Origin of the sequence: Psychromonas saccharinae (genome assembly GCF_051201515.1) — a bacterium.
Classification (GTDB): Bacteria; Pseudomonadota; Gammaproteobacteria; order Enterobacterales; family Psychromonadaceae; genus Psychromonas.
The window spans coordinates 2489501-2514819 of sequence record NZ_CP195153.1; the positions used below are offsets into that span (position 1 = coordinate 2489501).

Here is a 25319-nt window from a genome sequence, read left to right on the forward strand (position 1 = left end):
AACTAAATAGTACGTTAATAACAATAAACTTACTATTATAAATGTGGTCGGTGATAGAGGATTCGAACCTCTGACCCTCTGGTCCCAAACCAGATGCGCTACCAAGCTGCGCTAATCACCGAGTATTTACTACTTTATTTAGCAGTTATATATTACGGGTCAAACCCTCTGGTCCAACTCTTTATAACCACAAGGAGATGCACTAACAAGCTGCGCTAATCACCGAGTATTTATTACTTTATTTAGCAGTTATATATTACGGGTCAAACCCTCTGGTTCAACTTTTTATAACCACATGGAGATGCACTAATAAACTGTGCTAATCACCGAGTATTTATTACTTTATTTAGCAGTTATATATTACGGGTCAAACTCTCTGGTTCAACTCTTTATAACCACATGGAGATACACTAACAAGTTAAGTGAACCACCTATATATCATTAGAAGCTCTGCTGCCTAACAACGGGGCGAATATTACTGAGTTGAAGCAAGCTCGTCAAATGATTTTTGTGTTTAATTTATCGTATGATTACTAATTAATCGCTTTGCTCACTTAAACAACTAGCTTACATTATTTATGTTAATTTTCACCATCTTAATAAAAGTATTATTAACAAATAAGGTTTAATTCATAGACACGATAGCTTACTTAATGAATATTAACTTTTACTCACAATTTGAGTTCAATCGATATTTCAAGCTTCAATAAAAACACGTTATCACCTCAAATACCTATTCAGATTACATCATTTACCTCACAACTTTCACACTAGTCAGAATAACCACCTTCTTTTAATTCGTATATAAATACACAACAATCCCCTTTTGTTTGTTTTATAAAACCATTTAGCATAAAAAAACATCAAACAAACTAAAAGGTTAAAAGAAGTGTTGACTCTTATGCAGAGATAAAGCAAAATCTCCCTGCTTTCAAAAGCAACCAACTAAATGCTCGCTTAGCTCAGTTGGTAGAGTACCGCCATGACATGGCGTGGGTCACTGGTTCGAGTCCAGTAGCGAGCACCATTTATAAATAAAAAAATCCTACTTATTATCCTTACTATTCAATACATTACATAATTGCATTGATAAAAATATTGCACTCATTTTTTATTCAAGTAACACCAGAAGTAACCTTTATTGAACCTCATAAAAAAGCCAATCACGCTATTTACTATAAGAAACACGTCACTGGCTAATTTAAATCTCTTTTATACTTTCATATCTTGCCGTTTAGTTATTGGTATCGAGTCCTCGTTTAATAGCCATTTCTAAACCACGTACTTCTGCTAATCCTTTTAAGCGCCCTATTGCTGAATAACCAGGATTCGTGGTTTTATTCAAATCATCAAGGATTTGATGCCCATGATCCGGTCGCATTGGAATGCCTGAATTTTTCCCTCTTTTGAGTTCCTGCTCAACGATTGCACGAGTAACCGAATACATATCAACGTCACCGTCTAAATGCGATGCTTCATGGAAGCTATTTGGATTATCTTCTCTACGTGTTGAGCGTAGATGAATAAAGTGAACTCGTTCACCATGGGTTTGGATCATTTCGACCAGATTGTTATCACTGCGTACACCATAAGAACCAGTACACATTGTTAAGCCATTATTAATACTTGGAATTTCGTTTACTAACCATTTAATATCTTCATCGGTCGACATTATACGAGGTAAGCCACAAATTGGTTTTGGTGGATCATCCGGATGAATCGCTAATTTTAAGCCATATTGATCACAGGTCGGAATCAAACAGTTAAGAAATTCAGCAAGATTTTGACGTAATTGATCTTTATCGATATCTTTATATTTATCAAGCTGTTGTTGGAAAGCCGCTAACGTGTAACCTTCTTCTGCACCTGGTAAACCTGCAATAATATTAGCCGTTAACTTTTTAATATCAGCATCGGTCATTTTGTTATAATAATCAAGTGCTTGAGCTTGTTCTTCACTTGTATAGGTCTCTTCTGCACCCGTCCGCTTAAGTATATAGAGCTCGAATGCAGCAAAGGCAATATGATCGAAACGTAATGCCTTCGAGCCGTCTTCTAATTCATATTCTAAATCTGTTCGAGTCCAATCAATAACCGGCATAAAGTTATAACAAACGGTTTTGATATCACACTCAGCTAAGTTGATTAATGTCTGTTTATAATTTTCGATGAGTGCTTGATAATTACCAGAACGCGTTTTAATTGCTTCATGAACAGGTACACTCTCGACCACTGACCAAGTTAGTCCTTTTGACTCAATTAGATTTTTTCGCGTTAAAATCTCTTCTTTACTCCACACTTCGCCATTTGCAATATGGTGTAGCGCAGTAACGATTCCCGTGGCACCAGATTGTTTAATATCATTCAAAGATACAGAGTCATTTGGTCCATACCAACGCCATGTCTGTTCCATAGTATTACCTTTTCAGTCAGTTAATGCTTATAAAAGCGATGAGTAGTGAAATTTATCGTTGATTTAAATGTACAACCGGATTTGAACTGAATAGATAACCATCAAAATCAGGATCTTCAGTATCAGATAGTTCGAATAAAATATTTTTTACATTTTCAAGATGTTGCCACATCGCATTCTTTGCAGAAATTGAATCCTTACGTTGTAGCGCACTAAGAATTTTTTCGTGATCAGTTAACCATTCTCTCCGGTAATCAATAGTATTTATACGGGTATGAAGCGCACTCCACATTGCGCTACTTTCTCGCATTCCCCATGAAAATTTAAACATTTCAACCAATACTGAGTTTTGTGTTGCTTCTGCAATATATAGGTGAAAGTTTTTATCCCCTTCGGATTCAATATACTGATTTGCCAGCTCTTGTTTTTCTAGCTCAAGGGCATTACGCATTTTAATAATATCGCTTGGCGTGACTTGTACTGCTGCAAATTCAGCAATATTACTTTCGAGTAACTGTCTTGCCTGTAACATCTCAAAAGGTCCAACATCGCTAAACTTGACCTTAGGTGCTTTCCCCTTGATTTGATTAGGCAAATTAAGCACATATGTCCCTGATCCCATACGCACTTCAATCAATTCTTCAAGTTCAAGCATAATAATTGCTTCACGCACAACCGTTCGGCTAACATTTAAATGTGCAGCGATTTCTCTTTCAGGAGGAAATCTGTCGCCAATGACATAGTGTCCATCAGTAAGTTGTTGTTTTAATTGCGCACCAACCTTTTGATAAGGTCTTGTATTTACCGCCATATTGCTATCCAGATAATTAAAGGTGAAGAGTTCAATGTTGCTTATTGGAAGTTAAGCTGTTACTAATCTAATAACGTTAATTGTCATGGTTTATCGCTAAATGTCAAAACCTTCCCTACAATTAGTTGACCAAAATCACAACATAGATAAATTGGTTTACCAACTTCACGTTTTAGCATAAATTTAGTATTAACTATATTTATGTTATTAGATATCAATTAACCACTACAATCAAGCCATGCAGGGGTTATTGCATATTTATTCCTCACATTAACGCAAAATTAATTTAAATTTTTTATCGACTTATTTCTATTGGTGATGTCGATCACATCTACACGCTACTTTCTGGTCAACCAATAATGTATAGTAGACTAACGTTAATTAACCTTCTTCTGATCATAGAATCGTAATTTACTTTACTGTCATCACATTCAATAGTTGTAGTGGACCGTACATGTATACATGTCCAACACAAATCATTGACGCAATAACAGTGTGCAACCGATTTGCTTATTTAAATTGAGGTTAATCTTCATTGCTATTATTAACGCCTTAAAAAGAGTGGAAATATGAAAAATATATCGAATACTGAGCTTGCCAAAAGTATCATTAATGTGGGATTTGACCGTTCTACACTCGACACTAAAATTATTCATTTAGGTTTTGGTGCCTTTCATAGAGCCCACCAATGCTTATATACCAGTGAATTAAGTAGAACAACGGGCAGTGACTGGGGAATATGTGAAGTCAATTTATTTGGTGGCGAAGAATTAGTAAAACAATTACGTGACCAACAACACCTTTACTCCGTCCTTGAGAAAGGAGCAACCGCTTCCACGGTAAAAATATCAGGTGCTATTGTCGATGCATTACAACCCAATTTAGATGGTATTCAAACGATTATTGAGAAAATGAGCGAACCTCAGATTTCTGTCGTTACAATGACAATCACAGAAAAAGGATATTGTGCCGATATTCAATCGGGCAAATTAGATACCAACAATCCATTAATTAAACATGACCTAGCCAACCCATCTCAACCACAATCTGCTATTGGTTATATTGTTGAAGCATTACGTACCCGAAAAGAACGCGGTTTACCTGCTTTTACTGTTTTATCCTGTGATAATTTACAAAATAATGGCCATTTAACGCAGCAGGTTGTATCGGAATATGTTCAATCCATTGATACTGAATTAGCGTCTTGGATTAGTGAAAATGTAACATTCCCCTGTTCAATGGTTGATAGAATTTCCCCTGCGATCACCAGTGACGATCAAAAAGAAATGGCTGAATTACTCGGTGTTGACGACCCCTGTGGTGTTGTCTGTGAACCATTCCGACAATGGATTATTGAAGATAACTTTGTCAATGGTCGACCGGAATGGGATAAGGTAGGCGCGCAGTTTGTTGACAACGTCATCCCCTTTGAACAAATGAAATTGAGAATGTTAAATGGCAGTCATTCCTTTCTTGCTTATTTAGGTTACTTAGGTGGATTTGATTATATTTCTGAAGCAATGGCAAATGCAGACTATCGTCAAGCGACCATCGAGTTGATGGTCCAAGAACAAAGTAAGACATTGAACATGCCAGCGGGTGTGGATCTTCAACAATACGCAGAACAATTAATTGAACGTTTTTCGAATACCAGTTTACAACATCGCACTTGGCAGATAGCCATGGATGGTAGTCAGAAATTACCCGCTCGTTTTTGTGAATCCTTACTTGTTCTTCGAGAAAATAAACTCACTAGCAAATGGTTACCATTAGGTATCGCTGCATGGATTAAATACGTTAGTCAAACCGATGAATCGGGCAATGCCATTGATGTACGCGATCCATTAATTGAAGAATTCACGCGTATTTATGCACAAAGCCTTTCTCCACAAGAAACCGTCATGGCATTCTTAAATATCGCGACCATTTTTGGTACGCAATTAATTGAAGATACTGAACTCGTTGAACAGATTATAACGGCTTATAAATCTCTACTTAGTCTTGGTGCAAAAGCCACTATAAAATCATTTCTATAATAGGAAAACTATATAATGAATTATAAAGGACACTTAGCCACATTTAGTCAGAATAGAGTCTGGCGTACCTATACGGGTGGTAAAATATTAGATCAAATGAATGGTGCAGAAACACCTGAAGACACCCATTTTCCTGAAGATTGGATAGGCTCGACAACCCGCGCTATTAACCTTGGCCGAGAAGATATTTTGGAAGGTTTATCTGAAGCAACCATTGCCAATGAACAGGTGAAATTTGACCAACTTATTAAACAAGATCCGGCATATTTTTTGGGTAAGGAACATGTTGAAGCCTTTGATCTTAATCCCATGTTATTGGTTAAATACTTAGATTCATCGGTTCGGTTACATTTTCAAGCGCATCCAACAGCAGAATTTGCACAGCAATATTTAAATTCTAAATGCGGTAAAGCTGAAGCTTATTATGTGTTAGAAGCCCGGGAGGAAATAGCAGAACCTTATATTTATTTAGGATTTCAACAGCCCCCTACTCGCACTGATTTCAAAAACATGATTGAAACGCAGAATATTGAAGCGATGGAAAACTGTTTTGAGAAAATTAAAATTAAACCCGGTGATTGTTTTTATATTCCCGGTGGTATGCCACATGCCATTGGTGAAGGTATTCTTATTATTGAAATCATGGAACCTTCTGATCTAGCGGTGCGATTTGAGTTCTCAAAATCAGGGTATACGATGCCTGAAGAAGCACGGTTCATGAAAAAAGGCCTCGACTTTTGTCTTGATGTTTTTGATTATCAGCAATATTCAGTCGATGATATTAGAAAACAATACCAACAATCACCCGACGTGGTTCGTCAATACAATGCTCAATCACAAAAAGTATCGTTAATAGACGCGACAACAACACCTAGCTTTAGAGTATGTAAGTCAACGGTAATGGGAACAGTTGAAAAAGCTGAAGATGATTTTTATATTGGTATTGTCACCAAAGGAAATTGTATTATTACCTGTGGCGATGAAACCTTGCACTTAAGCCAATATGATAAGTTCTTCTGCCCTGCCGGCATTGACTCAATTATAATTGAATCCGAACTCGGAACAGAAATACTAGAATGCTATCCACCTGAAGTCACCACTGCATAATTTAATCATTTCGTTAAACAATGCAAAAAGGGCTTTTATATAAGCCCTTTTTATTTATACCCATTCAAGATACAAATGGTATTAAACCTTCGCGATCATAACTTCATCGTCGGAAAGATCGATTACAATCGACATTTTATTTTTATTAATCATCAACTTACCTGCTTGATAAGATATTTCACACCCCGCTTTTACACAACTCGCAACAATATGATGCGATGTACGTGCAGCAAGCTCCCATTCGAAATGATAAACATCGTCCGACGCATCCGAAAGTACATTATCAGTGGTATTATCTTCTTCTTCATATCCATGTTGAATAGACGGTGAAATACCGTAATCGCTTTGCAGTGTACAAATATATTGAGTATCGATATTATTCAACAAAACAGCATTTTCAGATTCTCTTGCGACCATTTGACTATGCAATCGCCACTGAATCGATTGTGCTTCAAGTAAATCAATATCATCGATAATAATCAAACCAACGTCAGCAATCAGAATTAAATGCCGGTTAAATGTATGCGCATCTTCATAGGCCTTTGATAAATCGATACGATGATACGTCCAATATCGATTTGATTCAGACTCAAGTAGTTCGCCCGTTGCCATTTCGCTATCAATAAGTTGCCCTTGATAATTAATCAAGGGTAAATTATGCGCTTTGGTCTGACGTGTCCATAAACGATGGTGAGAACTACCAAACCGGTATCCATAACTGCCCGTTGGCACTAACACACCCACATGTTTATCCATTAAGGTAATATTGCCTTGATCGGCATGTCGATGAGAGCTATTGCCAAAAAAGCTCGCACGGAAAAACAAACGTGAATCCGCATATTCAGAAATCCCAAAACCCGCATAACTATAAAACTTGTTATACCCATTTTTATGGCTTTTTTGTTTAATCGGTAAAAATTTCTGCTTGATAACATCAATTTGTTTAACCGTTGGAATAACATCTAACACATGCAATTGATACGCATATATCTGTTTTTTTAAACGCTCATGATGAATAACGGCACCTGCATCACCAAATCTTTCCGCATAAATACTAAGCGGATTTTGCGAAAAGAAACCAGGCCATTCAACACTTTCTCTTTTACACCAAAAACCATCTCCAAAGGGATGGACATCATCTTCAGAAATAACAAAATCAATCGCGAAATTTGCATATTCTTTATAGAAAGGATGATTGTAAAAGGAAAAACCACTCAGTCTTTCGACGGATAAAAAGAATGGATGATGCCATTTTGAATAGGAAGATGAATAAAATGCGCCCTCAGCCCAACTACCATCAGGACCACCATAAAAAGGGAAAATACCACGGTAAATCATTAACGAATAATTTAACCACTTTTCACAGAGGCCATAGTCATATTCCTTATGCAAGACTAACGCAGCAACACCGAGATAACCCGGTAGTCGCGACGTATGAGAATGCCCAGGGAATTGTTTAAAGTTATCTTGCTCAAGTCGCATTTCCATTTGATGGGCAATCCGAATCAACATGGGACGAATAAAATCTTTTTCTGACTCTTTCAGTAATGGCTGTAACCAATGGTAAGCCAGAAATAAATTCCGAGCGAGTGATAAACCAACTTCATCGCCCCAGGTACAAGGACGTAATAAGGACGCGGGTCCTTCAGGACTCCATTGCGCAATTTTCAACAAGCGATTAACGGCAAAAGTACCGCTTTCTTCCTTACCCCAAATTTTATAGAGCAAACAAGCCACCATCAGATCACGATCAATCCACTCTCGCATATTCGTAATTGCCGTTCTTTTTCCTTCTTCGGCACCGCGTTTATAGTGTTCTGGATAAAATATCGCCGAATCAGCACAGGCTAATTCAGCCGTATTAATAAATTTTTGATAGGTTGCGGTATCTAGTTTATTACTGACTAATGGGATATCTTCATCAAAATACATCATCCATTGTGATTTATTTTTACATAATGAAAATAAATCCGAAGCCGTAGGCGCAATATAATCATGTGTATCCTTAGCGATAACAAAATTCATCCACTTAGATTGCTCACCCTTATCGTTTAAAACCTGCCAACGATAAGCCCCAACAGGAAATTTAAAATGTAACTGCACAGGCGAATGTACATCTCCCCATGTCCATTTTTGATCATCATTCAAATTTTCAATAATCAGAAAATAATTATTATCCTGTTGTCTTTCAGGCCAATTAAAACTCGGCGGATTAGTTAACGCCGTTTCATTATTTTTAGGAGAGATAAACAATTGAAAATCGTGCGTTCTTTTTAAATCAATCATTATTTATCCTTTTTATTCCAATGATATTGACCCGATTCAGGGTCTATTTTGCCAATTTGTTGTGCGGGCGCACCCGCCATAATGGCATAGGGTGCGACATTATTAGTAACGACCGCATTACTGCATATCAATGCGCATTGTCCGATAGTACAGCCAGGAGTAATAACTACACCAGACGTTAACCAAACTCCTTTTTCAATAACAACTTTCCCCCTATGCAGGTCAGTACGGTCACTAAAAGAATCTGTTTCTGGTGAGTAAAGGTGATTAGAAGCGACAATGCTTGCGTGTGGTCCAATAAAGACATTGTCACCTATACTGACATCGCCATTAATATAGCTATACAGACCAATATAAGCATTGAAGCCAATATTATTGTTATCATCAATACGAACAATTGCACCTGGTGCGATACGGATATTGTCGGGAAAACCCAATATTTTTGCACGCGCTTTATCATCTAATGCATTATTACTATTACATGTATACAAGGTGAATTTTCTAAACTCTTGCTCAGTTAATTCACCACAGTGTTGTATTTGAACTGACATATTTAAAACCTAAAAAATCAGGGTAAGATAAGCTTACCCTGAGTGTTAATTACCTTAGACTAGTTAACTACCACGTCCTCGACACTCTCTACTTCACTTTCAATTGCCGCATATTTCTTAGAAGCACGAAGTAATAAAATACCGATTGAGCCAATAATTAATGACATCAATATGTACAATAATTTACCCCAAATTGGGTTGGGAATAATCACCATTAAGCTTAAACATAGGCTGGCACTTAATAATACTTTACCTAATAAAGACTGTTGTTTACTGTCCATATCAATGGTTTGTTGTGTTGTTTTAACCACAACGGGTGTTGAAACATTGGTAAAGAATTTATTAATTTCTTTAGCACGTTCACCCACAGGCGCTTTATAGAAAAATTGCGTACATAAGAAGAACCCACCGGTAATAAAGATATGCCCAGTAACCCCCATCGTAATGGATTTCATTTCTGCAAACTCACGAGCAGATAACGGATTTGGTAAATCAAATACGCTTTGAACCATTTCTGGTGTAATAACAAAAGCAATAACAGCAGATACACAAGCTCCCACTAAAATAGTTGCCCAACCAGACCAGTCGGGTGTTTTTTTAATAAAGAAACAAAGTAATGATGGAATAAGTACAGGGAATGCGACCAATGTGCTAACCAACATTAACGCATCGAATAATCCGAAGCTTTTTAGTTCACTCATTAATAGACCGGCAAAGATAATTAACAAACCAAACACAATAGTGGTCACTTTACTGGCAAACATGAGTTTTTTCTCAGTTGCATTTTTATTGATGTACGGTTCATATACATTTTTGATAAAGATGCCTGCATTACGGTTAAGCGCAGAATCCATTGATGACATTGTCGCCGCAAACATTGCCGACATCATCAAGCCGATCATCCCCAATGGCATTTCGTTTCGAACAAAGACAAAATATGTTGCATCGGTCACTTTAGCGCCTAACGCTTCTAGGCCCCAAGTACTTGTATCGGGATAAACACCGGCAACATACCATGCTGGTAGGAACCAAATAAATGGACCAACTGTCATTAGAACACAAGCTAATATAGCGGCTTTACGTGCATTTCGTGTGTCTTTAGCGGCAACGAAACGATACGAATCAATCATATTATTGGTACTAAAGAATTGTTTAACGAAAATACAAATAAACCAACCAACGAATAAATAACCGTAGCTATAACCATCCCCCACGAAAGGTTCGATAGTTAAACCTTTATCGAGTATCGGCATCACACCACCGGCCTTCCAAATTGCAACTAAAGTCGCAATAAAAGTAACCACGGTGATAATAATCATTTGTAAGAAATCAGACGCAACAACCGCCCAACTACCGCCAATTAAGGACATAAACAATACAACCAGTCCCGCTGCAATAATCGTATCGCTAATAGCAATATTGAATACGGCACTGGCAAATATCGCTAGGGCATTTAGCCAAAGTGATGCTTGTAATACACTTGATGGCACCGTAGCCCAGGTAAAGACTTGTTCACTAACCGGTCCAAAGCGCATGCGGATACCTTGGATTGGGCTAATAACACGCATTTGTCTTGCTTTAGCAGCAAAGAATAAATAGTTACAAAAATACCCGAGTGCATTGGCAAAAAAGATAACCACGATAGACAAACCCGAGGTTAATGCTTTCCCCATCACCCCAGTAAAGGTCATCGCACTTAATGCCGTCATAAAAGCGGTAGAACCAACCATCCACCACAACATTTTACCGCCCCCACGAAAGTAATCACTGGTCGAAGAGGAAGCACTACGGAACATCCAGCCGACAGCCATTAGAAATGCAAAATAAATAAGTACAATAAAAATATCTATATTCATAATATATAACCCTTAGTTAAAAAATATTGGCTGATCGTTTGATAGCCATTTCTAGTCCACGTACTTCAGCTAAACCTTTTAGCCGCCCTATTGCTGAATACCCCGGATTTGTTTTCTTATTTAAATCATCCAACATTTGATGCCCATGATCGGGACGCATCGGTATCGCCCTTGACCCTGTTCCACTCTGCTCTTGCGCTATAATTGCTTTAGTGACAGCAAACATGTCAACATCACCATCAAGGTGCGATGCTTCATGAAACGTATTGGGATTTTCTTCACGCTTAGTTGAGCGCAAATGGATAAAATGGATTCGGTCGCCGTAGGTTTTAATCATATCTACAAGATTATTATCACGACGCACACCATATGAGCCCGTGCACATAGTTAATCCATTATTAATACTTGGTATTTTATTAACCAACCATTGGATATCTTCGGCGGTAGACATAACACGCGGTAAACCACAAATTGGACGAGGTGGATCATCCGGATGAATGGCAAGTTTGACACCGTATTGATCACAGGTAGGCATAACACAAGTTAGAAAATAAACTAAATGTTCACGTAATTGCTGTTTATCGATATGTTTATATTTATCTAATTGACGCTGGAACTCTGCAAGTGTGTAACCTTCCTCTGCACCAGGTAAACCTGCAATAATATTTGCAGTCAGCTTACCAATCTGTGTTGCCGACATACTTTCAAAATAACGATGTGCCTGTACTTTCTCATCCTGACTATATTGACTTTCAGCTCCCGGCCTTTTTAGGATATAAAGTTCGAAAGCAACAAATGCAATATGGTCAAATCGTAATGCTTTTGCACCATCTTCTAATTCAAAATCAAGATCGGTGCGGGTCCAGTCGATAACCGGCATGAAGTTATAACAAACCGTATTTATGCCAGATTTAGCAAGATTGATTAATGTTTGAATATAGTTATTGATTAATAACGGGTAGTTACCTGTTCTTGTTTTGATATTTTCATGAACAGGTACACTTTCAACAACGGACCATCGGAGCCCTTTCGCTTCAATGATGCTTTTACGTTGCATAATTTCATCAATAGGCCAGATATCACCATTCGGTATATGATGAAGTGCGGTGACAATCCCCGTCGCACCAGATTGTCTAACATCATTCAATGACACCGGATCATCCGGTCCATACCAACGCCATGTTTGTTCCATATCATTACCTTTAGAAAAAAGAAGCATTTATTAACAATGTATCACCACTAAAATAGGTTGACCTGTCACCCATTTAATAAATATGCATAAATAGCTTCAGTAGAATAAAAAAACTCATCAAAAACCCATATAAACAGGGAAAAATTGTTTAAGATGAGCAAACATGTCAATAACTCATTTAATACTACAATTTAATGTAGGGTTATATTGTGCTTTTAGAAATAATTGGTCAAAAGGAACAGGTTAATTAATAGACCAAAATCACATTATTATTGACAATTGGTCAACCATTTGATGAATTGGTAATTTAAGATGAGGTTAAACACTAATTAATAGGTGTTTATAATAGGAAAATAGGCTCTAAGGAGAACAGGTTCTAGAGAAGAATAAAGTTGAAGATCTCACGGGGTAAATCAAGAATTTAATAACAACAAAGTGGCTGGCCTCACAGCTTGTCTTGCTATCCGATCCAGTGACTGATAAATGAATATTGAGTGGAAATAGGTATAGATCAGTATTGAGGTTACTTAATACAACTGGACATAAAAAAAGCCGATTGACTCTGATCAACTTCGTTAATCAAATCCAATCGGCTCGCTATGTGTCTTAACCTCAGCTTAAGGCTGAACTATAGGCTCAACTTCCAGCGCTGCTAAAGGCTAAAGCGCCGCAAAAGCCCCCGTCCACGTATAAGACTCACCCGCAAAGGTCACACTGTGCGCCCCCGCTTGTGCTGCCTCTGCTTGGTTGGAAATACCATACAGATAAGTATTACCCGTCGTGGTGTGTATGCTTATTACAGTACCCACTTCGTTATCGCCCACAACCGTCACCGATTCAACCAATCCACGGGCGCCAACTGACGCTTCAATCGATTCGTTAAAGTAACCGTGCGTTTCTAATACTGATGCAAATACATGGTCTTGCCCGGTCTGACGTAAAATAAACGCAGGCTCACTGCGCAGATTGAAGTCTGGGTCCGTTGCCCCCAAACGCGCGAAGATGACTTCACTGTCTTGTGTCGCACTGCTCACCATGGAGTAATAACTATTACCGTGTAACCAACTGACCAATGAGCCGTTATCAACCTTGCCAGAGCCAACTCGCCATAGGTGCTGGTAACCGTTATCTGCACCCAATGGTTTAAGCTTGCTTTCAACCTGGTAATCAAAGTCGGTACGCATAATTTGGCCACTGTGGTGAACCGGTAAGTCATACTGATGCTCAGCATCGGCTTTGATACGGTAGATATCAATCACCAGTGTTTTTTCAAACTCTTCAATCTCGGCTAATAACACGCTACGTTGCATATCCACGCCATCGTAGTAATCAGAGATACGCCCACTCATCCCCTGCAGTGTGTCATCATCTGCTTTGAAGAAGTGGTTTTGACCAAACTTGGTTTCAGCAAGCGCAGTGTTAAATTTGTTTTGGGTCTTCTGGTCAACGGTCACCGTGTTATGTGACACGGTTTGTTTACAGTAAGATTTGTTTTCAGGGATATAACGTCCACCGAATTTTGGCTCAACGTTAACCCAACGACCAAACCCGTAATCGTGTAAGACTTCTTGCCCACGGTTAAAGACGCTCAGGTGTAATCCATCGTAGTGACCATGGTCAAGTGCAGAGTGGTATTGATGGTCACTGCCATGCTGACCAAACCAAATCAGTGCCATGGTATCGTCATCTTGGCTATCACGATGACGCAGAATACTCACGCCGCCCTTTTCGCCTTTCGGTCCATCGGTAACAAATAAGCTACCCCAGTTAAAGGGTTTGATTTCATCGGCTGCATCAACAGCATCGGATAACGTTTTACCGGCAATATGTACCCATACATTTTGTTGGTGATTAGCCATTCCCAGTAAGGTATCCGTTTGCTCGTAACGGTGATAACAGACGCTGGTTGCCATAATAACGCCTTCGTCGTTAATCGAAATGGTTTTCGATGAATCGTTGAGTGCTGGCAAGGTACCATCAGGGAAGGCGGTTTTGAATACTGAATAAGAGGTGGTTTTAATCACGCTATTATTAAATTCGTAAATTCCAATCTCTGGTTGACGGCGCTCAATGGCTTCGGCAAACAGATAAATCGGACGCAGTGAGAAGCGATGGTAATACGGCCCTTCCATGTAGTAACCGTCTGGTGAGAATAATTGGTCAAGTTGGGCAAGGAAACCGCCGCTCACTTTATCCATTTTCAAACCGTACAGGGCTTTATCTACCGACGCTTGGTCATTAATTGCGTAACCACAAATACCGACCGCAGCCACGGCCCAAAGACCATGGTTATGAATGATATCAAAGTCATGTCCGTAGGTGACCACGAACATCTCTATCATTTGTTTTAGTAAGTCATCTTCAATCTGTTGCTTTTGTGCATCAGAAAGCGTGTGATAAATGCAGCTATAGGCACAAGAGGCATACAGCATCCACATGTTTTCATTCAGCGTTTGATGGAACAGCTTACCCGGTGGGTTAGAATCTAAACTGACATTACTCTCAATCGTTGGATAAATGGTCGCGTAGGCAATCAACATATCAACGATATAATCACGGTATTTGCTGTCTTCGGTGATAAGGAATAAACGCCCGGCTAAATCCATATGGATGTAGTTTTGTTTATGGCGGTTATGCTCGTAACCACCGCCTTCACCATGGCCTGGGACTTCAATGCCAACATCGGCCATATACGCATCGGTTTGGGCAATATCGCGCGCCAGTGCGTTACCTAATAAGGTGTCTGTACCGAGGGTCTTACGCAGCTCAGCAGCTTCTTCAAAATTCATTAATAAGGGTTGGTAACTCATGTTTATTTCTCCTGCTCGGTCGCATTCACATCAAGTGAAAAGGTGCCTGACCAACTATAAGATTGTCCGTTAAATTCGAGATGATGGGCGGTCGTGTCGGTGCAATCGGCTTGGTTGCTGACCATTAAGGTCACCACGGAAGCGCCCGTGGTAATTTCAACAACAGAGCCACTGTCGTTATGCCCTATAACACGGATATTAGAGACTTGACCACGTGCATTCACTGACTGCTCAAACTCTTCGTTGAAGAAACCGTGGGTTTCTACTACCGAGGCGAATAAGGTGGTGTCACCTTGGCTTCTAAGCATAAACCCAGGCTCACTGCGCAGGTTAAAGCTTGGGTCATTGGCGCCACTGCGGGTAAAGGTCACGTCACCACAACTGCCGCTAGCGGCATTGGAGCTTGTTCCCAACCACGTGTAGTAACTATTGTTTTGTAACCAGCTTACAAGCGCCGTTTCTTTCGCCGCGCCAGTAGCTACATGCCAAAGATGTTGGTAACCATCTTTACTGCCAAGGGTATCCATTTCAGCATTGGCTTGGTAATCAAAGTTAGTGCGGATGATTTGCCCTTGGTATTGATGAGAATAATCATATTGATGCGCATCCGATGCGCGTAAGCGGTATAAATCAATCAATAATGGCGCTTCTAATTCCTCGAGTTTAAGCATAAACACGCTACGCTGCATACCAACCCCATCGAAGTGGTCATTGGCAAAGGCGCTCATGCCATTAATTTGTGCATCGTCTACGTTAAAGAAATGCGGTAAACCATGCACGCTATCTGCGCGATCAACATCAAAATAGTTTTGGCATGTTTCATCGATAGTCACGGCATTATGTGCAATGGTTTGACGTGCGTAGAATTTATTTTCATCGAGGTAACGCCCACCAAATTTAGGCTCGACATTAACCCAACGACCAAAACCGTATTCACGTAACACTTCTTGACCGCGATTAAAGAAGGTAATACCTAAGGTATCAAAGTGACCGTGTCCCATGCCGTGTTGACCGTAGTTCATCACTAATTGTGACACATCACCGGTTTTATCCTGCATACGGATAAAGCCCTGTGCGCCTTTATCACCATTGGGGCCTTCGTTAAGCTCCACACTTGGCCAGAATGGCATACCAACGTTTTGTTTCACACTTGCAGCTTCATAGGCATTAGATAACTCAAGTCCACAGGGGTGCATCCAAACACTGTTTTGGATCTTCGCCATACCCAATAAGTTATCATCTAACCCGTAATGTTTGCTGTAAACACTCACCGCAACTTGAACCCCCATATCGGTAATCCCCATAGTATGCGAGGCATCGTTTAATGCTGGGAATTCACCATTTGGATACGCTGTTGAAAGTAACGCTTGGACAGTATTACCGATCACTTTATCTTTATAGTTATAAATATCGATATCCGGCATATGGCGGTGAATGACTTCCGCAAACACACAGGTAGGACGGATAGCATAACGATGGTAATAAGGCCCTTCCATGTAATAACCTGAAGGAGCGAATAATTTAGAAATCTGAGCCAAAAAGCCACCTGTGCCATTATTTTCTAAACCATAAACAGATTTATGCATATATTCAGGTTTACCAACCGCTAGACCACAAATACCAACGGCAGCAACCGCCCAGATCCCATGGTTATGAATACGATCAAAGTCATGTCCGTATTTGACCGTGAACATTTCAAGCATCGGCTCAAAAATACGACTTTCAATGTAATCACGTTGCTCTTGTGTCATTTCAGAAGCGACATATGAATAAGCTAAACTAGTGAAAAACAACCAACAATGCTCATTTAAGATCTGATGAAATAAACGGCCAGTAGGGTTTGTGTTTTTTTGAACATGGAAATCAAAGGTAAGGTATTTATCAGCATATTCTGTTAAAAGAGCGATAACAAAATCCGAATACTTCTGTTCTTTAGTAATAAGAAATAATCGGCCGGCTAAATTCATGTAAGTATAATTCTGTTTATGGCGGTTATGCTCGTAACCACCTGCTTCACCATGACCTGGCACATCAATGGGTAATTGCATAAATGCATCAACATCTTTTTGGTTTGCCGCAATGGTTTTGCCCATCAAACTCGCGCGCCCTACTTCTTTATTAAGCGCGGCAATTTCTACTTCATTAAGCAAAATTGGTTGTCTTGTCATGATAGTGATTCCCCTAAGGATAGGTTTAACGAAAAAATTACCTATAAAGTAATACAATATGAAATATAATCCCACAAAATCATCATAAAAGAATGATTTCAATCACATTTATTTCTTTGCTTGTAAATATAAAAATGAATGCCAAATAAATATTTAGATAGTAACTACCTGATAACAAATGAAAACACAAAAATAATTCGGATATAATCGATGGATTAATTTGTATTACAATAAGAATCGATATTAACGCGCATTGCAAGTGTTGATGTTTTCGATGGAAAGACAGAAAAATAAATGAAACACAACCCGGTTCAATATTGACTCTAGCGTTTGGTAACGGGTATATAGGATAGTCTCACCGCAGAACAATGACATGGATTAACGGTTAATAAATTACCGACAAAAAACAGGTAAAAAAAAGCAGCCATTAATTATGGCTGCTTAATAAATGTGCTTAATCGTTAAAAAGTATTAACCTTCTGACATAGTCACATCGTCTTTTTCAACTGAACCATCAACAGCTTTGACCAATACAACACCAACACCGAGTACAATACCACCACAAAGTAGGAAGATACAACGTCCCCACATTGGATTAGATAGTGCAAACATCGCCATAATTGCAAGACCAGCAACACCGATTAATGTACCCAACATTTTACGTTGGCTATTATCAAGTTTTTGTTGCGCTGTACCTTCAGATACTAATGGCGTTGATAAGTTATTGAAGAATTTATCAACATCTTTTTCACGAGAATCTGACAATTTAGTATAGAAGAAGGTAGACACTAAGAAGAAACCACCTGTCAATACGATATGAGAGATAAGACCAACGGCTACTTTCAAGTCAGACCATTCACGATGCGTTAGTGTATCTAAGTTGAATAGGTTAGAAATAGTCTCTGCACTTACATGAACACCGACAAAGTAAGAAACAAAACCACCAACAACTAATGTACCCCAACCCGCCCAGTCAGGCGTTTTACGGATAAAGAACCCAAGGAAAGCTGGAATGGTCATTGGGAACCCAATAAATGCACCAACGTTCATCATTGCATCAAATAAGCTCATACCTTTTAATGAGTTAATGTAAAGTGCTACTAAAATAATCAACACACCACATACGGTAGAAGTGATTTTAGACACAAATACTAATTCATTTTCAGAAGCTTCAAATTTACGTAGTACTGGTTCGTAGAAGTTTTTAACGAAGATACCAGAGTTACGGTTAAGACCTGAGTCCATAGAAGACATTGTTGCTGCGAACATACCTGAAATTAACAGCCCCACCATACCCGCTGGCATGTATTGCTCAACAAAGTAAAGGTAAGAGTAATCCGCTGCTTTTTTACCCATTTCTGGATAGATTGTCGCAAGATCAACACCTTGACCAGCCACAAACCAACTTGGCATAAACCAAATCATTGGGCCCATTGTCATCAGAATACAAGCAAGTAATGCTGCTTTTTTCGCATTCTTAGAGTCTTTTGCTGCAAGATAACGGTAAGAGTTCAACATATTATTAGTAATACTGAACTGTTTAATGAAGATAAATACCGCCCAGATAGCGAAGATACTAGTGTAGTTCAAATCATTACCGGCTAAGAAAGAAGCACCTTCTTCAAGTGGGAAATTATTGATGATTTCACCAACACCGCCGCCATGAATAATCGCCACAACAGCACACGTAATGGTAACAGCCATAATGATAACCATCTGCATAAAGTCAGATGCGATAACGGCCCAAGAGCCACCCGTTACAGACATAACCAATACCACTAATCCAGTAAGAATAATGGTTGTGTTCATATCAAAACCAAAAATACCCGAAGCAATAATCGCAAGACCATTTAACCAAATACCCGCTGAAACCATACTCGTTGGCATACTTGCCCAGGTAAATACCTGTTCATTTTTGTTACCAAAACGCATGCGGATTGCTTCAATAACCGTGACAACACGAAGTTGACGGAATTTAGGCGCGAAATACGCGTAGTTCATAAAGTAACCAAATGCGTTTGCAATGAAAATCATCGCAACAGCAAAACCATCGTTATAGGCTTTACCAGCGGCACCGGTAAATGTCCACGCACTAAACTGAGTCATAAACGCAGTAGCACCAACCATCCACCACAACATGTTACCGCCCCCACGGAAGTAATCACTTGTCGTAGAGGTAAATTTTCTGAACATCCAACCTATTGCTATCAAAAATAGGAAATAGACTCCTACTATCGTCGTATTTAGATCCATTATTTTATCCTTATGAGTGTTTGTTTAAAGTGATTATAAATAAACTCAATTTTAATTGTACTACAATAACCCAAATGAGTGATATAGATCGTGTTTTATTCAGCTATATTTATAATACAACTGATTCTATCTATATTTGTTTGACAAGAAATATTATTCAAGTATGGAATAATTAATTTGATTTATTATTAGCTGAAAGGATTGATTATCTTCGTGTAAATCAAACGAAAAACCAATAAATAAAGGGATTAATTGTTAATTTTTTATTTTTATTTATACATGCCAAATCTAACTAAATCCCTTTCGATATGAATTTTGCTGAAAGAAAACACCTCAATATAAGTCTATTTATTAATCCTACAAATTAAATATTAATAGTATGACAATTTATATTGTTATGTGATCTCTATAGTTATGATTTTATCCTCTTAGTGTCAATCGACGCTTAAATTTATCTGTTACTATTCAAGATACAAAAATTGGTAACCTATAAGATGAATAGATTCTAGACATGAAATTAAAGATCTAACGGAATAAATCAAACTTTATAACGACAAAGCGTTTTCCCTATAGCATTCAACCCTTGTTCTTTTTTCCTTAGTATTTATTGGAGTCACTGACCAGAAACGACGGACATTCAATATTTATCATCAAGATGTCCCTTACAAAGAAACACCCCATACGCAAAAAATAAATTTTAGTTAGTCAATATATAAGTTGAATAACAACGCTTAACCTGACTCTCATCGTTAATTAATTAAGAAACATCTGCATGGGCAATAACTTTATATTGGAAATATTATACCTAGATCAAAAATCCTTCATATTTCCCCTAATAAAAGCCCACTTAATGCATGGACTTTGAAATTAAGACTAAAATATAAGTAGATGGTACTCCCCCTTTAATACAACTTAGATAAGGAGATAAATTATGAGTTATAACCATATTTTAGTCGCTGTCGACTTTGCACAAGAAAGTTTAAAAATAATTGAAAAAGCAATAAAACTGGCTAAACCGCTTGGTGCAAAGATTTCATTAATTCATGTTGATGGGAAATTTGAAGATGATGCTGAATTTGGCGGGTTGATAGATACAGAACTCGCAGGTTTAGGTCCAGCCAAACCAACGGAAAAAGAATTAATTGAAAAGTTAGACTCAATGCTGACAGGAATTGATTATCCAATCTCTCAAAAAATAATAGCAGAAGGAGGACTTTGCCAAAAATTAGTAATCGCAGCCAAAACAAATAACGTCGATTTAATTGTAATGGGTCATCACCATGATTTCTGGAGTAAAATCAATCCATCATCCAGTGAATTATTAAATAATTCTCAGGTAGATATACTCATTGTGCCATTAAACGCGTGATATGACTTTAATAAGTGGCGATAAGGATTATTGCCTCTTATTATCTCAAAGCCAACTCTTCTATATTAACTGCACAACAAAGTTAGCAGACATACTCCTCAGCTTTAAATATGCCGGCCTCCTAGCCTATCAATCAAATATATTCAACGCCGATTTCATTATAAACTCGATAAAAAATCAGCATTTTTCATATCGTCATTTCCCCTTCAACTGTTAGTTATTGACATAGATCGTGTTATTTAGCCTTTGTTATTATAAAAAGATGACTAATTTCACATTATCTATCCGGAGCGTTAGCTTTATTTGCCAAGCAACTATAACATCGCATTTGTATTATTATATTTTCAAACCTAAAGATATAGGATAGTCAATATAGCTAATATTTTTAGTTTACTGGTATGCGGTAATTAGATAAATCGCAATAAAAACAAACAGTAATCTGATTTATTAATATTGTTTTTTACAGCGCTCTTGAATATTCCAGAGCAGCTTACAAAGAAATACAAATCAAAATAAAATTATTTGTATTATCTTTTTTTGGCAATAGACCTTAAACATAAAACAGGGAACAATTATGAAAACCACAAATAAATTTCTTTTAACAGCTACAGCACTTGCTGTTCTTACATCGACCTCTGCTTTCGCGTCAAAAGGGATTGACATAATTAAAACGGATGACATCACTGTTAATCTTGATGGTGATCTTGACCTTAAAATTATTAATAAAGGTGACGGTACTACAATTGAAGCTAACTGGGATGATTTCGATACTTCATTTAAATATAAAATTGATGAGCATTTAGCTTTCCTTGCAGGAACTGATTGGTCGATGGAAGAAGAATATGGTTCTAGCCTTTATAATAAAGGTCTATACATGGGCTTTGCGTACGATGACCACAAAATAATGGCTGGTTCACAAGAAATTTCTTTTGATAAATTTGGTGTGGATCATGCCGAAATTGCTCCTGCAGATAAAAGTTCTGGTTACCATGACGGTAATAAATCTACATGGCACAACACTGCTTTTGTTTATACCTATAGCCTAGAAAATGGTTACATTAGCGCAACTTATGCAAAAGGAAGCGGTGATGACGATAAAGACCAAGATGCAAGTGAATTCGATGTTTATCAATTATTAGCTTTCATGGATGTTGGTAACTTTGAATTAATGGGTGGTATTGGTCAAACTAAAGGTGTTGATGGCGATGCTTCACCTGATTATGAGTCAGTTTACGGGCAACTTGAAGCCGTGTATAACTACAGCAATGGGCAATTAGGTATCAACGTTGCTATGGAAGATGACAAAGATTCATTTACTTCTCAAGGTGTAGATTTAGACTTTACTTATAAACTATCTAAGAAAGCAACCTTCAATCTTGGTGCTTCTTACATCACGCAAGATATGGACGGAACAGATGAAAATGACGACTACACATCTGTTTATGCTGGTGTGAAATACAAATTTAATAACTATGTTATTCTTTACACAGAAATTGGCCAAGAAGATGGTGACCTAGCATCATATGGTTCAGCAACATCATTTTCAAGTAAAGACAATGACAATACAGTTGGCATGTACCTTAACTTCCAATACTAATCTAATATAAGAGACTCAATCGTTCTTTTATAAATGCTTAGTTAATCCGCTCCGATGTATTTCAGAGCGGATTTTTTTATTTCTATTGCCAGGTATATATGTAATAAATAGTCAAATAATCAACTCCCCTTACGATATTTAATTAACAATCACCTCTGTCATATTTTCCTAACGAACCAATAAATAAAATTTACCATAAATAAAAAACCAAAATCATGAGATCTACCTCAAGGTTTATTTGTATTATTATATCCATACCTAATAAATTCTGTAGAATGTCATTTGCGTTATCGCTAACGCTAGAGTGAAGTGGTTTTTAACAGGGAAACCTGTTAGTAACCGTTTAATTATCATGAATTTATTCATGTTTGGGAGCAGGCCTTAAGACTGCTCCCCTTTTTTAAAATATTCTTCCTACACATATTCACTATAAATATAATCTACAATCACCATGTCAATACTCATACAATATCAGTAAAAATTAAACCTCGTATTAGAATCAATATATTAGATAACTGCGTAACACATATCTCATCAATGTTTTAAATGTAATAGTAGTAAATGCTATTCGTTATAAAATAATTACTTAATTCAACTGGACACAAAAAAAAGCCGATTGACTCTGATCAACCACGTTAATCAAATCCAATCGGCTCGCTATGTGTTGTTAGCTCAGCTTAAGGCTGAACTATAAGCTCAACTTCCAGCGCTGCTAAAGGCTAAAGCGCCGCAAAAGCCCCCGTCCACGTATAAGACTCACCCGCAAAGGTCACACTGTGCGCCCCCGCTTGTGCTGCCTCTGCTTGGTTGGAAATACCATACAGATAAGTATTACCCGTCGTGGTCTCTATACTTATTACGGCACCCACTTCGTTGTCGCCCACAACCGTCACCGATTCAACCAATCCACGGGCGCCAACTGACGCTTCAATCGATTCGTTAAAGTAACCGTGCGTTTCTAATACTGATGCAAATACATGGTCTTGCCCGGTCTGACGTAAAATAAACGCAGGCTCACTGCGCAGATTGAAGTCGGGGTCCGTTGCCCCTAAACGCGCGAAGATGACTTCACTGTCCTGTGTCGCACTGCTCACCATGGAGTAGTAACTATTGCCGTGTAACCAACTGACCAATGAGCCGTTATCAACTTTGCCAGAGCCAACTCGCCATAGATGCTGGTAACCGTTATCTGCACCCAATGGTTTAAGTTTGCTTTCAACCTGGTAATCAAAGTCGGTACGCATAATTTGACCACTGTGGTGAACCGGTAAGTCATACTGATGCTCCGCATCAGCTTTGATACGGTAGATATCAATCACCAGTGGTTTTTCAAACTCTTCAATCTCAGCTAATAACACGCTACGTTGCATATCCACGCCATCGTAGTAATCAGAGATACGCCCACTCATCCCCTGCAGTGTGTCATCATCTGCTTTAAAAAAGTGGTTTTGACCAAACTTGGTTTCAGCAAGCGCAGTGTTAAATTTGTTTTGGGTCTTCTGGTCAACGGTCACCGTGTTATGTGACACGGTTTGTTTACAGTAAGATTTGTTTTCAGGGATATAACGTCCACCGAATTTTGGCTCAACGTTAACCCAACGACCAAACCCGTAATCGTGTAAAACTTCTTGTCCACGGTTAAAGACGCTCAGGTGTAATCCATCGTAGTGACCATGGTCAAGTGCAGAATGGTATTGATGGTCACTGCCATGCTGACCAAACCAAATCAGTGCCATGGTATCATCATCTTGGCTATCACGATGACGTAGAATACTCACGCCGCCCTTTTCGCCTTTAGGGCCGTCAGTAACAAATAGGCTACCCCAGTTAAAGGGCTTGATTTCATCGGCTGCATCAACGGCATCGGATAACGTTTTACCGGCAATATGTACCCATACATTTTGCTGGTGATTAGCCATACCCAATAAGGTATCCGTTTGCTCGTAACGGTGATAACAGACGCTGGTTGCCATGATAACGCCTTCGTCGTTAATCGAAATGGTTTTCGATGAATCGTTGAGTGCTGGCAAAGTACCGTCAGGAAAGGCGGTTTTGAATACTGAATAAGAGGTGGTTTTAATCACGCTATTATTAAATTCGTAAATCCCAATCTCTGGTTGACGACGCTCAATGGCTTCGGCAAACAGATAAATAGGACGCAGTGAGAAACGATGGTAATACGGCCCTTCCATGTAATAACCGTCTGGTGAGAATAATTGGTCAAGCTGAGCAAGGAAACCGCCGCTCACTTTATCCATTTTTAAACCGTACAGGGCTTTATCTACCGACGCTTGGTCATTAATCGCGTAACCACAAATACCAACCGCAGCCACGGCCCAAAGACCATGGTTATGAATGATATCAAAGTCATGTCCGTAGGTGACCACGAACATCTCTATCATTTGTTTTAGTAAGTCATCTTCAATTTGTTGCTTTTGAGCATCAGAAAGCGTGTGGTAAATGCAGCTATAGGCACAAGAGGCATACAGCATCCACATATTTTCATTCAGCGTTTGATGGAACAGCTTACCCGGTGGGTTAGAATCTAAACTGACATTACTCTCAATCGTTGGATAAATGGTCGCGTAGGCAATCAACATATCAACGATATAATCACGGTATTTGCTGTCTTCGGTGATAAGGAATAAACGCCCGGCTAAATCCATATGGATGTAGTTTTGTTTATGGCGGTTATGCTCGTAACCACCGCCTTCACCATGGCCTGGGACTTCAATGCCAACATCGGCCATATACGCATCGGTTTGGGCAATATCGCGCGCCAGTGCGTTACCTAATAAGGTGTCTGTACCGAGGGTCTTACGCAGCTCAGCAGCTTCTTCAAAATTCATTAATAAGGGTTGGTAACTCAT

Annotated in this window: 14 protein-coding genes and 2 tRNA genes; 5 read left to right on the forward strand and 11 right to left on the reverse strand. The window is 38.6% G+C overall.

Annotation, left to right across the window (positions count from 1 at the left end):
- Positions 1–44: 44 nt before the first annotated feature.
- Positions 45–121: transfer RNA gene (locus ACR30L_RS11045), tRNA-Pro, on the reverse strand.
- Positions 122–951: 830 nt separating this feature from the next.
- On the opposite strand from ACR30L_RS11045, the gene ACR30L_RS11050 reads away from it, so the two are divergent.
- A tRNA-Val gene (locus tag ACR30L_RS11050) sits at positions 952–1027 on the forward strand.
- A 207-nt stretch (positions 1028–1234) separates the two neighbouring features.
- On the opposite strand, the gene uxuA (ACR30L_RS11055) is transcribed toward ACR30L_RS11050, so the two are convergent.
- On the reverse strand, positions 1235–2413 hold the full coding sequence (gene uxuA, locus ACR30L_RS11055; protein WP_435234307.1) for a mannonate dehydratase: 1179 nt from the start codon (positions 2411–2413) through the stop codon (positions 1235–1237).
- Positions 2414–2465: 52 nt separating this feature from the next.
- Complete coding sequence (locus tag ACR30L_RS11060; protein ID WP_435234308.1) at positions 2466–3224, reverse strand: FCD domain-containing protein; 759 nt, start codon at positions 3222–3224, stop codon at positions 2466–2468.
- 569 nt (positions 3225–3793) lie between these two features.
- Between ACR30L_RS11060 and ACR30L_RS11065 the strand changes: the two genes are divergently transcribed.
- The gene (locus ACR30L_RS11065) at positions 3794–5260 is read left to right on the forward strand and encodes a mannitol dehydrogenase family protein (RefSeq protein ID WP_435234309.1); all 1467 of its coding nucleotides are present in this window, start codon (positions 3794–3796) and stop codon (positions 5258–5260) included.
- A 15-nt stretch (positions 5261–5275) separates the two neighbouring features.
- Entirely contained in the window at positions 5276–6367 is a 1092-nt protein-coding gene (locus ACR30L_RS11070; protein ID WP_435234310.1) for a class I mannose-6-phosphate isomerase, read from the forward strand.
- An 81-nt stretch (positions 6368–6448) separates the two neighbouring features.
- Here ACR30L_RS11070 and ACR30L_RS11075 read toward each other — a convergent pair whose 3' ends face one another.
- From ACR30L_RS11075 to ACR30L_RS11105, 7 genes are all read right to left on the reverse strand, one after another.
- Positions 6449–8653 (reverse strand): heparinase II/III domain-containing protein, encoded by a 2205-nt coding sequence (locus tag ACR30L_RS11075; protein ID WP_435234311.1) that lies wholly within the window; start codon positions 8651–8653, stop codon positions 6449–6451.
- Complete coding sequence (locus tag ACR30L_RS11080) at positions 8653–9204, reverse strand: acyltransferase (protein WP_435234312.1); 552 nt, start codon at positions 9202–9204, stop codon at positions 8653–8655. Before ACR30L_RS11080 ends, ACR30L_RS11075 begins: the two co-directional genes overlap by 1 nt.
- 59 nt (positions 9205–9263) lie before the next feature.
- Complete coding sequence (locus ACR30L_RS11085; RefSeq protein WP_435234313.1) at positions 9264–11060, reverse strand: sodium:solute symporter family transporter; 1797 nt, start codon at positions 11058–11060, stop codon at positions 9264–9266.
- A gap of 16 nt (positions 11061–11076) precedes the next feature.
- Complete coding sequence (uxuA, locus tag ACR30L_RS11090; protein WP_435234314.1) at positions 11077–12252, reverse strand: mannonate dehydratase; 1176 nt, start codon at positions 12250–12252, stop codon at positions 11077–11079.
- Positions 12253–12911: 659 nt separating this feature from the next.
- Positions 12912–15062: a heparinase II/III domain-containing protein gene (locus tag ACR30L_RS11095; RefSeq protein ID WP_435234315.1), complete on the reverse strand. Its 2151-nt coding sequence runs from the start codon at positions 15060–15062 to the stop codon at positions 12912–12914.
- Between the two features lie 2 nt (positions 15063–15064).
- Complete coding sequence (locus ACR30L_RS11100) at positions 15065–17230, reverse strand: heparinase II/III domain-containing protein (RefSeq protein WP_435234316.1); 2166 nt, start codon at positions 17228–17230, stop codon at positions 15065–15067.
- 471 nt (positions 17231–17701) lie between these two features.
- Complete coding sequence (locus tag ACR30L_RS11105) at positions 17702–19483, reverse strand: sodium:solute symporter family transporter (protein WP_435234317.1); 1782 nt, start codon at positions 19481–19483, stop codon at positions 17702–17704.
- 931 nt (positions 19484–20414) lie between these two features.
- On the opposite strand from ACR30L_RS11105, the gene ACR30L_RS11110 reads away from it, so the two are divergent.
- Entirely contained in the window at positions 20415–20852 is a 438-nt protein-coding gene (locus tag ACR30L_RS11110) for a universal stress protein (RefSeq protein ID WP_435234318.1), read from the forward strand.
- A 574-nt stretch (positions 20853–21426) separates the two neighbouring features.
- Complete coding sequence (locus tag ACR30L_RS11115) at positions 21427–22449, forward strand: porin (RefSeq protein WP_435234319.1); 1023 nt, start codon at positions 21427–21429, stop codon at positions 22447–22449.
- A 719-nt stretch (positions 22450–23168) separates the two neighbouring features.
- Here the strand turns inward: ACR30L_RS11115 and ACR30L_RS11120 are convergent.
- Positions 23169–25319 (reverse strand): heparinase II/III domain-containing protein, encoded by a 2151-nt coding sequence (locus ACR30L_RS11120; RefSeq protein ID WP_435234320.1) that lies wholly within the window; start codon positions 25317–25319, stop codon positions 23169–23171.

What these genes read in the sequence shown, in the direction of transcription:
- uxuA (WP_435234307.1), bottom strand. Translation starts at nt 2,413, where the DNA reads ATGGAACAGACATGGCGTTGGTATGGACCAAATGACTCTGTATCTTTG.
- ACR30L_RS11060 (WP_435234308.1), bottom strand. Translation starts at nt 3,224, where the DNA reads ATGGCGGTAAATACAAGACCTTATCAAAAGGTTGGTGCGCAATTAAAA.
- ACR30L_RS11065 (WP_435234309.1), top strand. Translation starts at nt 3,794, where the DNA reads ATGAAAAATATATCGAATACTGAGCTTGCCAAAAGTATCATTAATGTG.
- ACR30L_RS11070 (WP_435234310.1), top strand. Translation starts at nt 5,276, where the DNA reads ATGAATTATAAAGGACACTTAGCCACATTTAGTCAGAATAGAGTCTGG.
- ACR30L_RS11075 (WP_435234311.1), bottom strand. Translation starts at nt 8,653, where the DNA reads ATGATTGATTTAAAAAGAACGCACGATTTTCAATTGTTTATCTCTCCT.
- ACR30L_RS11080 (WP_435234312.1), bottom strand. Translation starts at nt 9,204, where the DNA reads ATGTCAGTTCAAATACAACACTGTGGTGAATTAACTGAGCAAGAGTTT.
- ACR30L_RS11085 (WP_435234313.1), bottom strand. Translation starts at nt 11,060, where the DNA reads ATGAATATAGATATTTTTATTGTACTTATTTATTTTGCATTTCTAATG.
- uxuA (WP_435234314.1), bottom strand. Translation starts at nt 12,252, where the DNA reads ATGGAACAAACATGGCGTTGGTATGGACCGGATGATCCGGTGTCATTG.
- ACR30L_RS11095 (WP_435234315.1), bottom strand. Translation starts at nt 15,062, where the DNA reads ATGAGTTACCAACCCTTATTAATGAATTTTGAAGAAGCTGCTGAGCTG.
- ACR30L_RS11100 (WP_435234316.1), bottom strand. Translation starts at nt 17,230, where the DNA reads ATGACAAGACAACCAATTTTGCTTAATGAAGTAGAAATTGCCGCGCTT.
- ACR30L_RS11105 (WP_435234317.1), bottom strand. Translation starts at nt 19,483, where the DNA reads ATGGATCTAAATACGACGATAGTAGGAGTCTATTTCCTATTTTTGATA.
- ACR30L_RS11110 (WP_435234318.1), top strand. Translation starts at nt 20,415, where the DNA reads ATGAGTTATAACCATATTTTAGTCGCTGTCGACTTTGCACAAGAAAGT.
- ACR30L_RS11115 (WP_435234319.1), top strand. Translation starts at nt 21,427, where the DNA reads ATGAAAACCACAAATAAATTTCTTTTAACAGCTACAGCACTTGCTGTT.
- ACR30L_RS11120 (WP_435234320.1), bottom strand. Translation starts at nt 25,319, where the DNA reads ATGAGTTACCAACCCTTATTAATGAATTTTGAAGAAGCTGCTGAGCTG.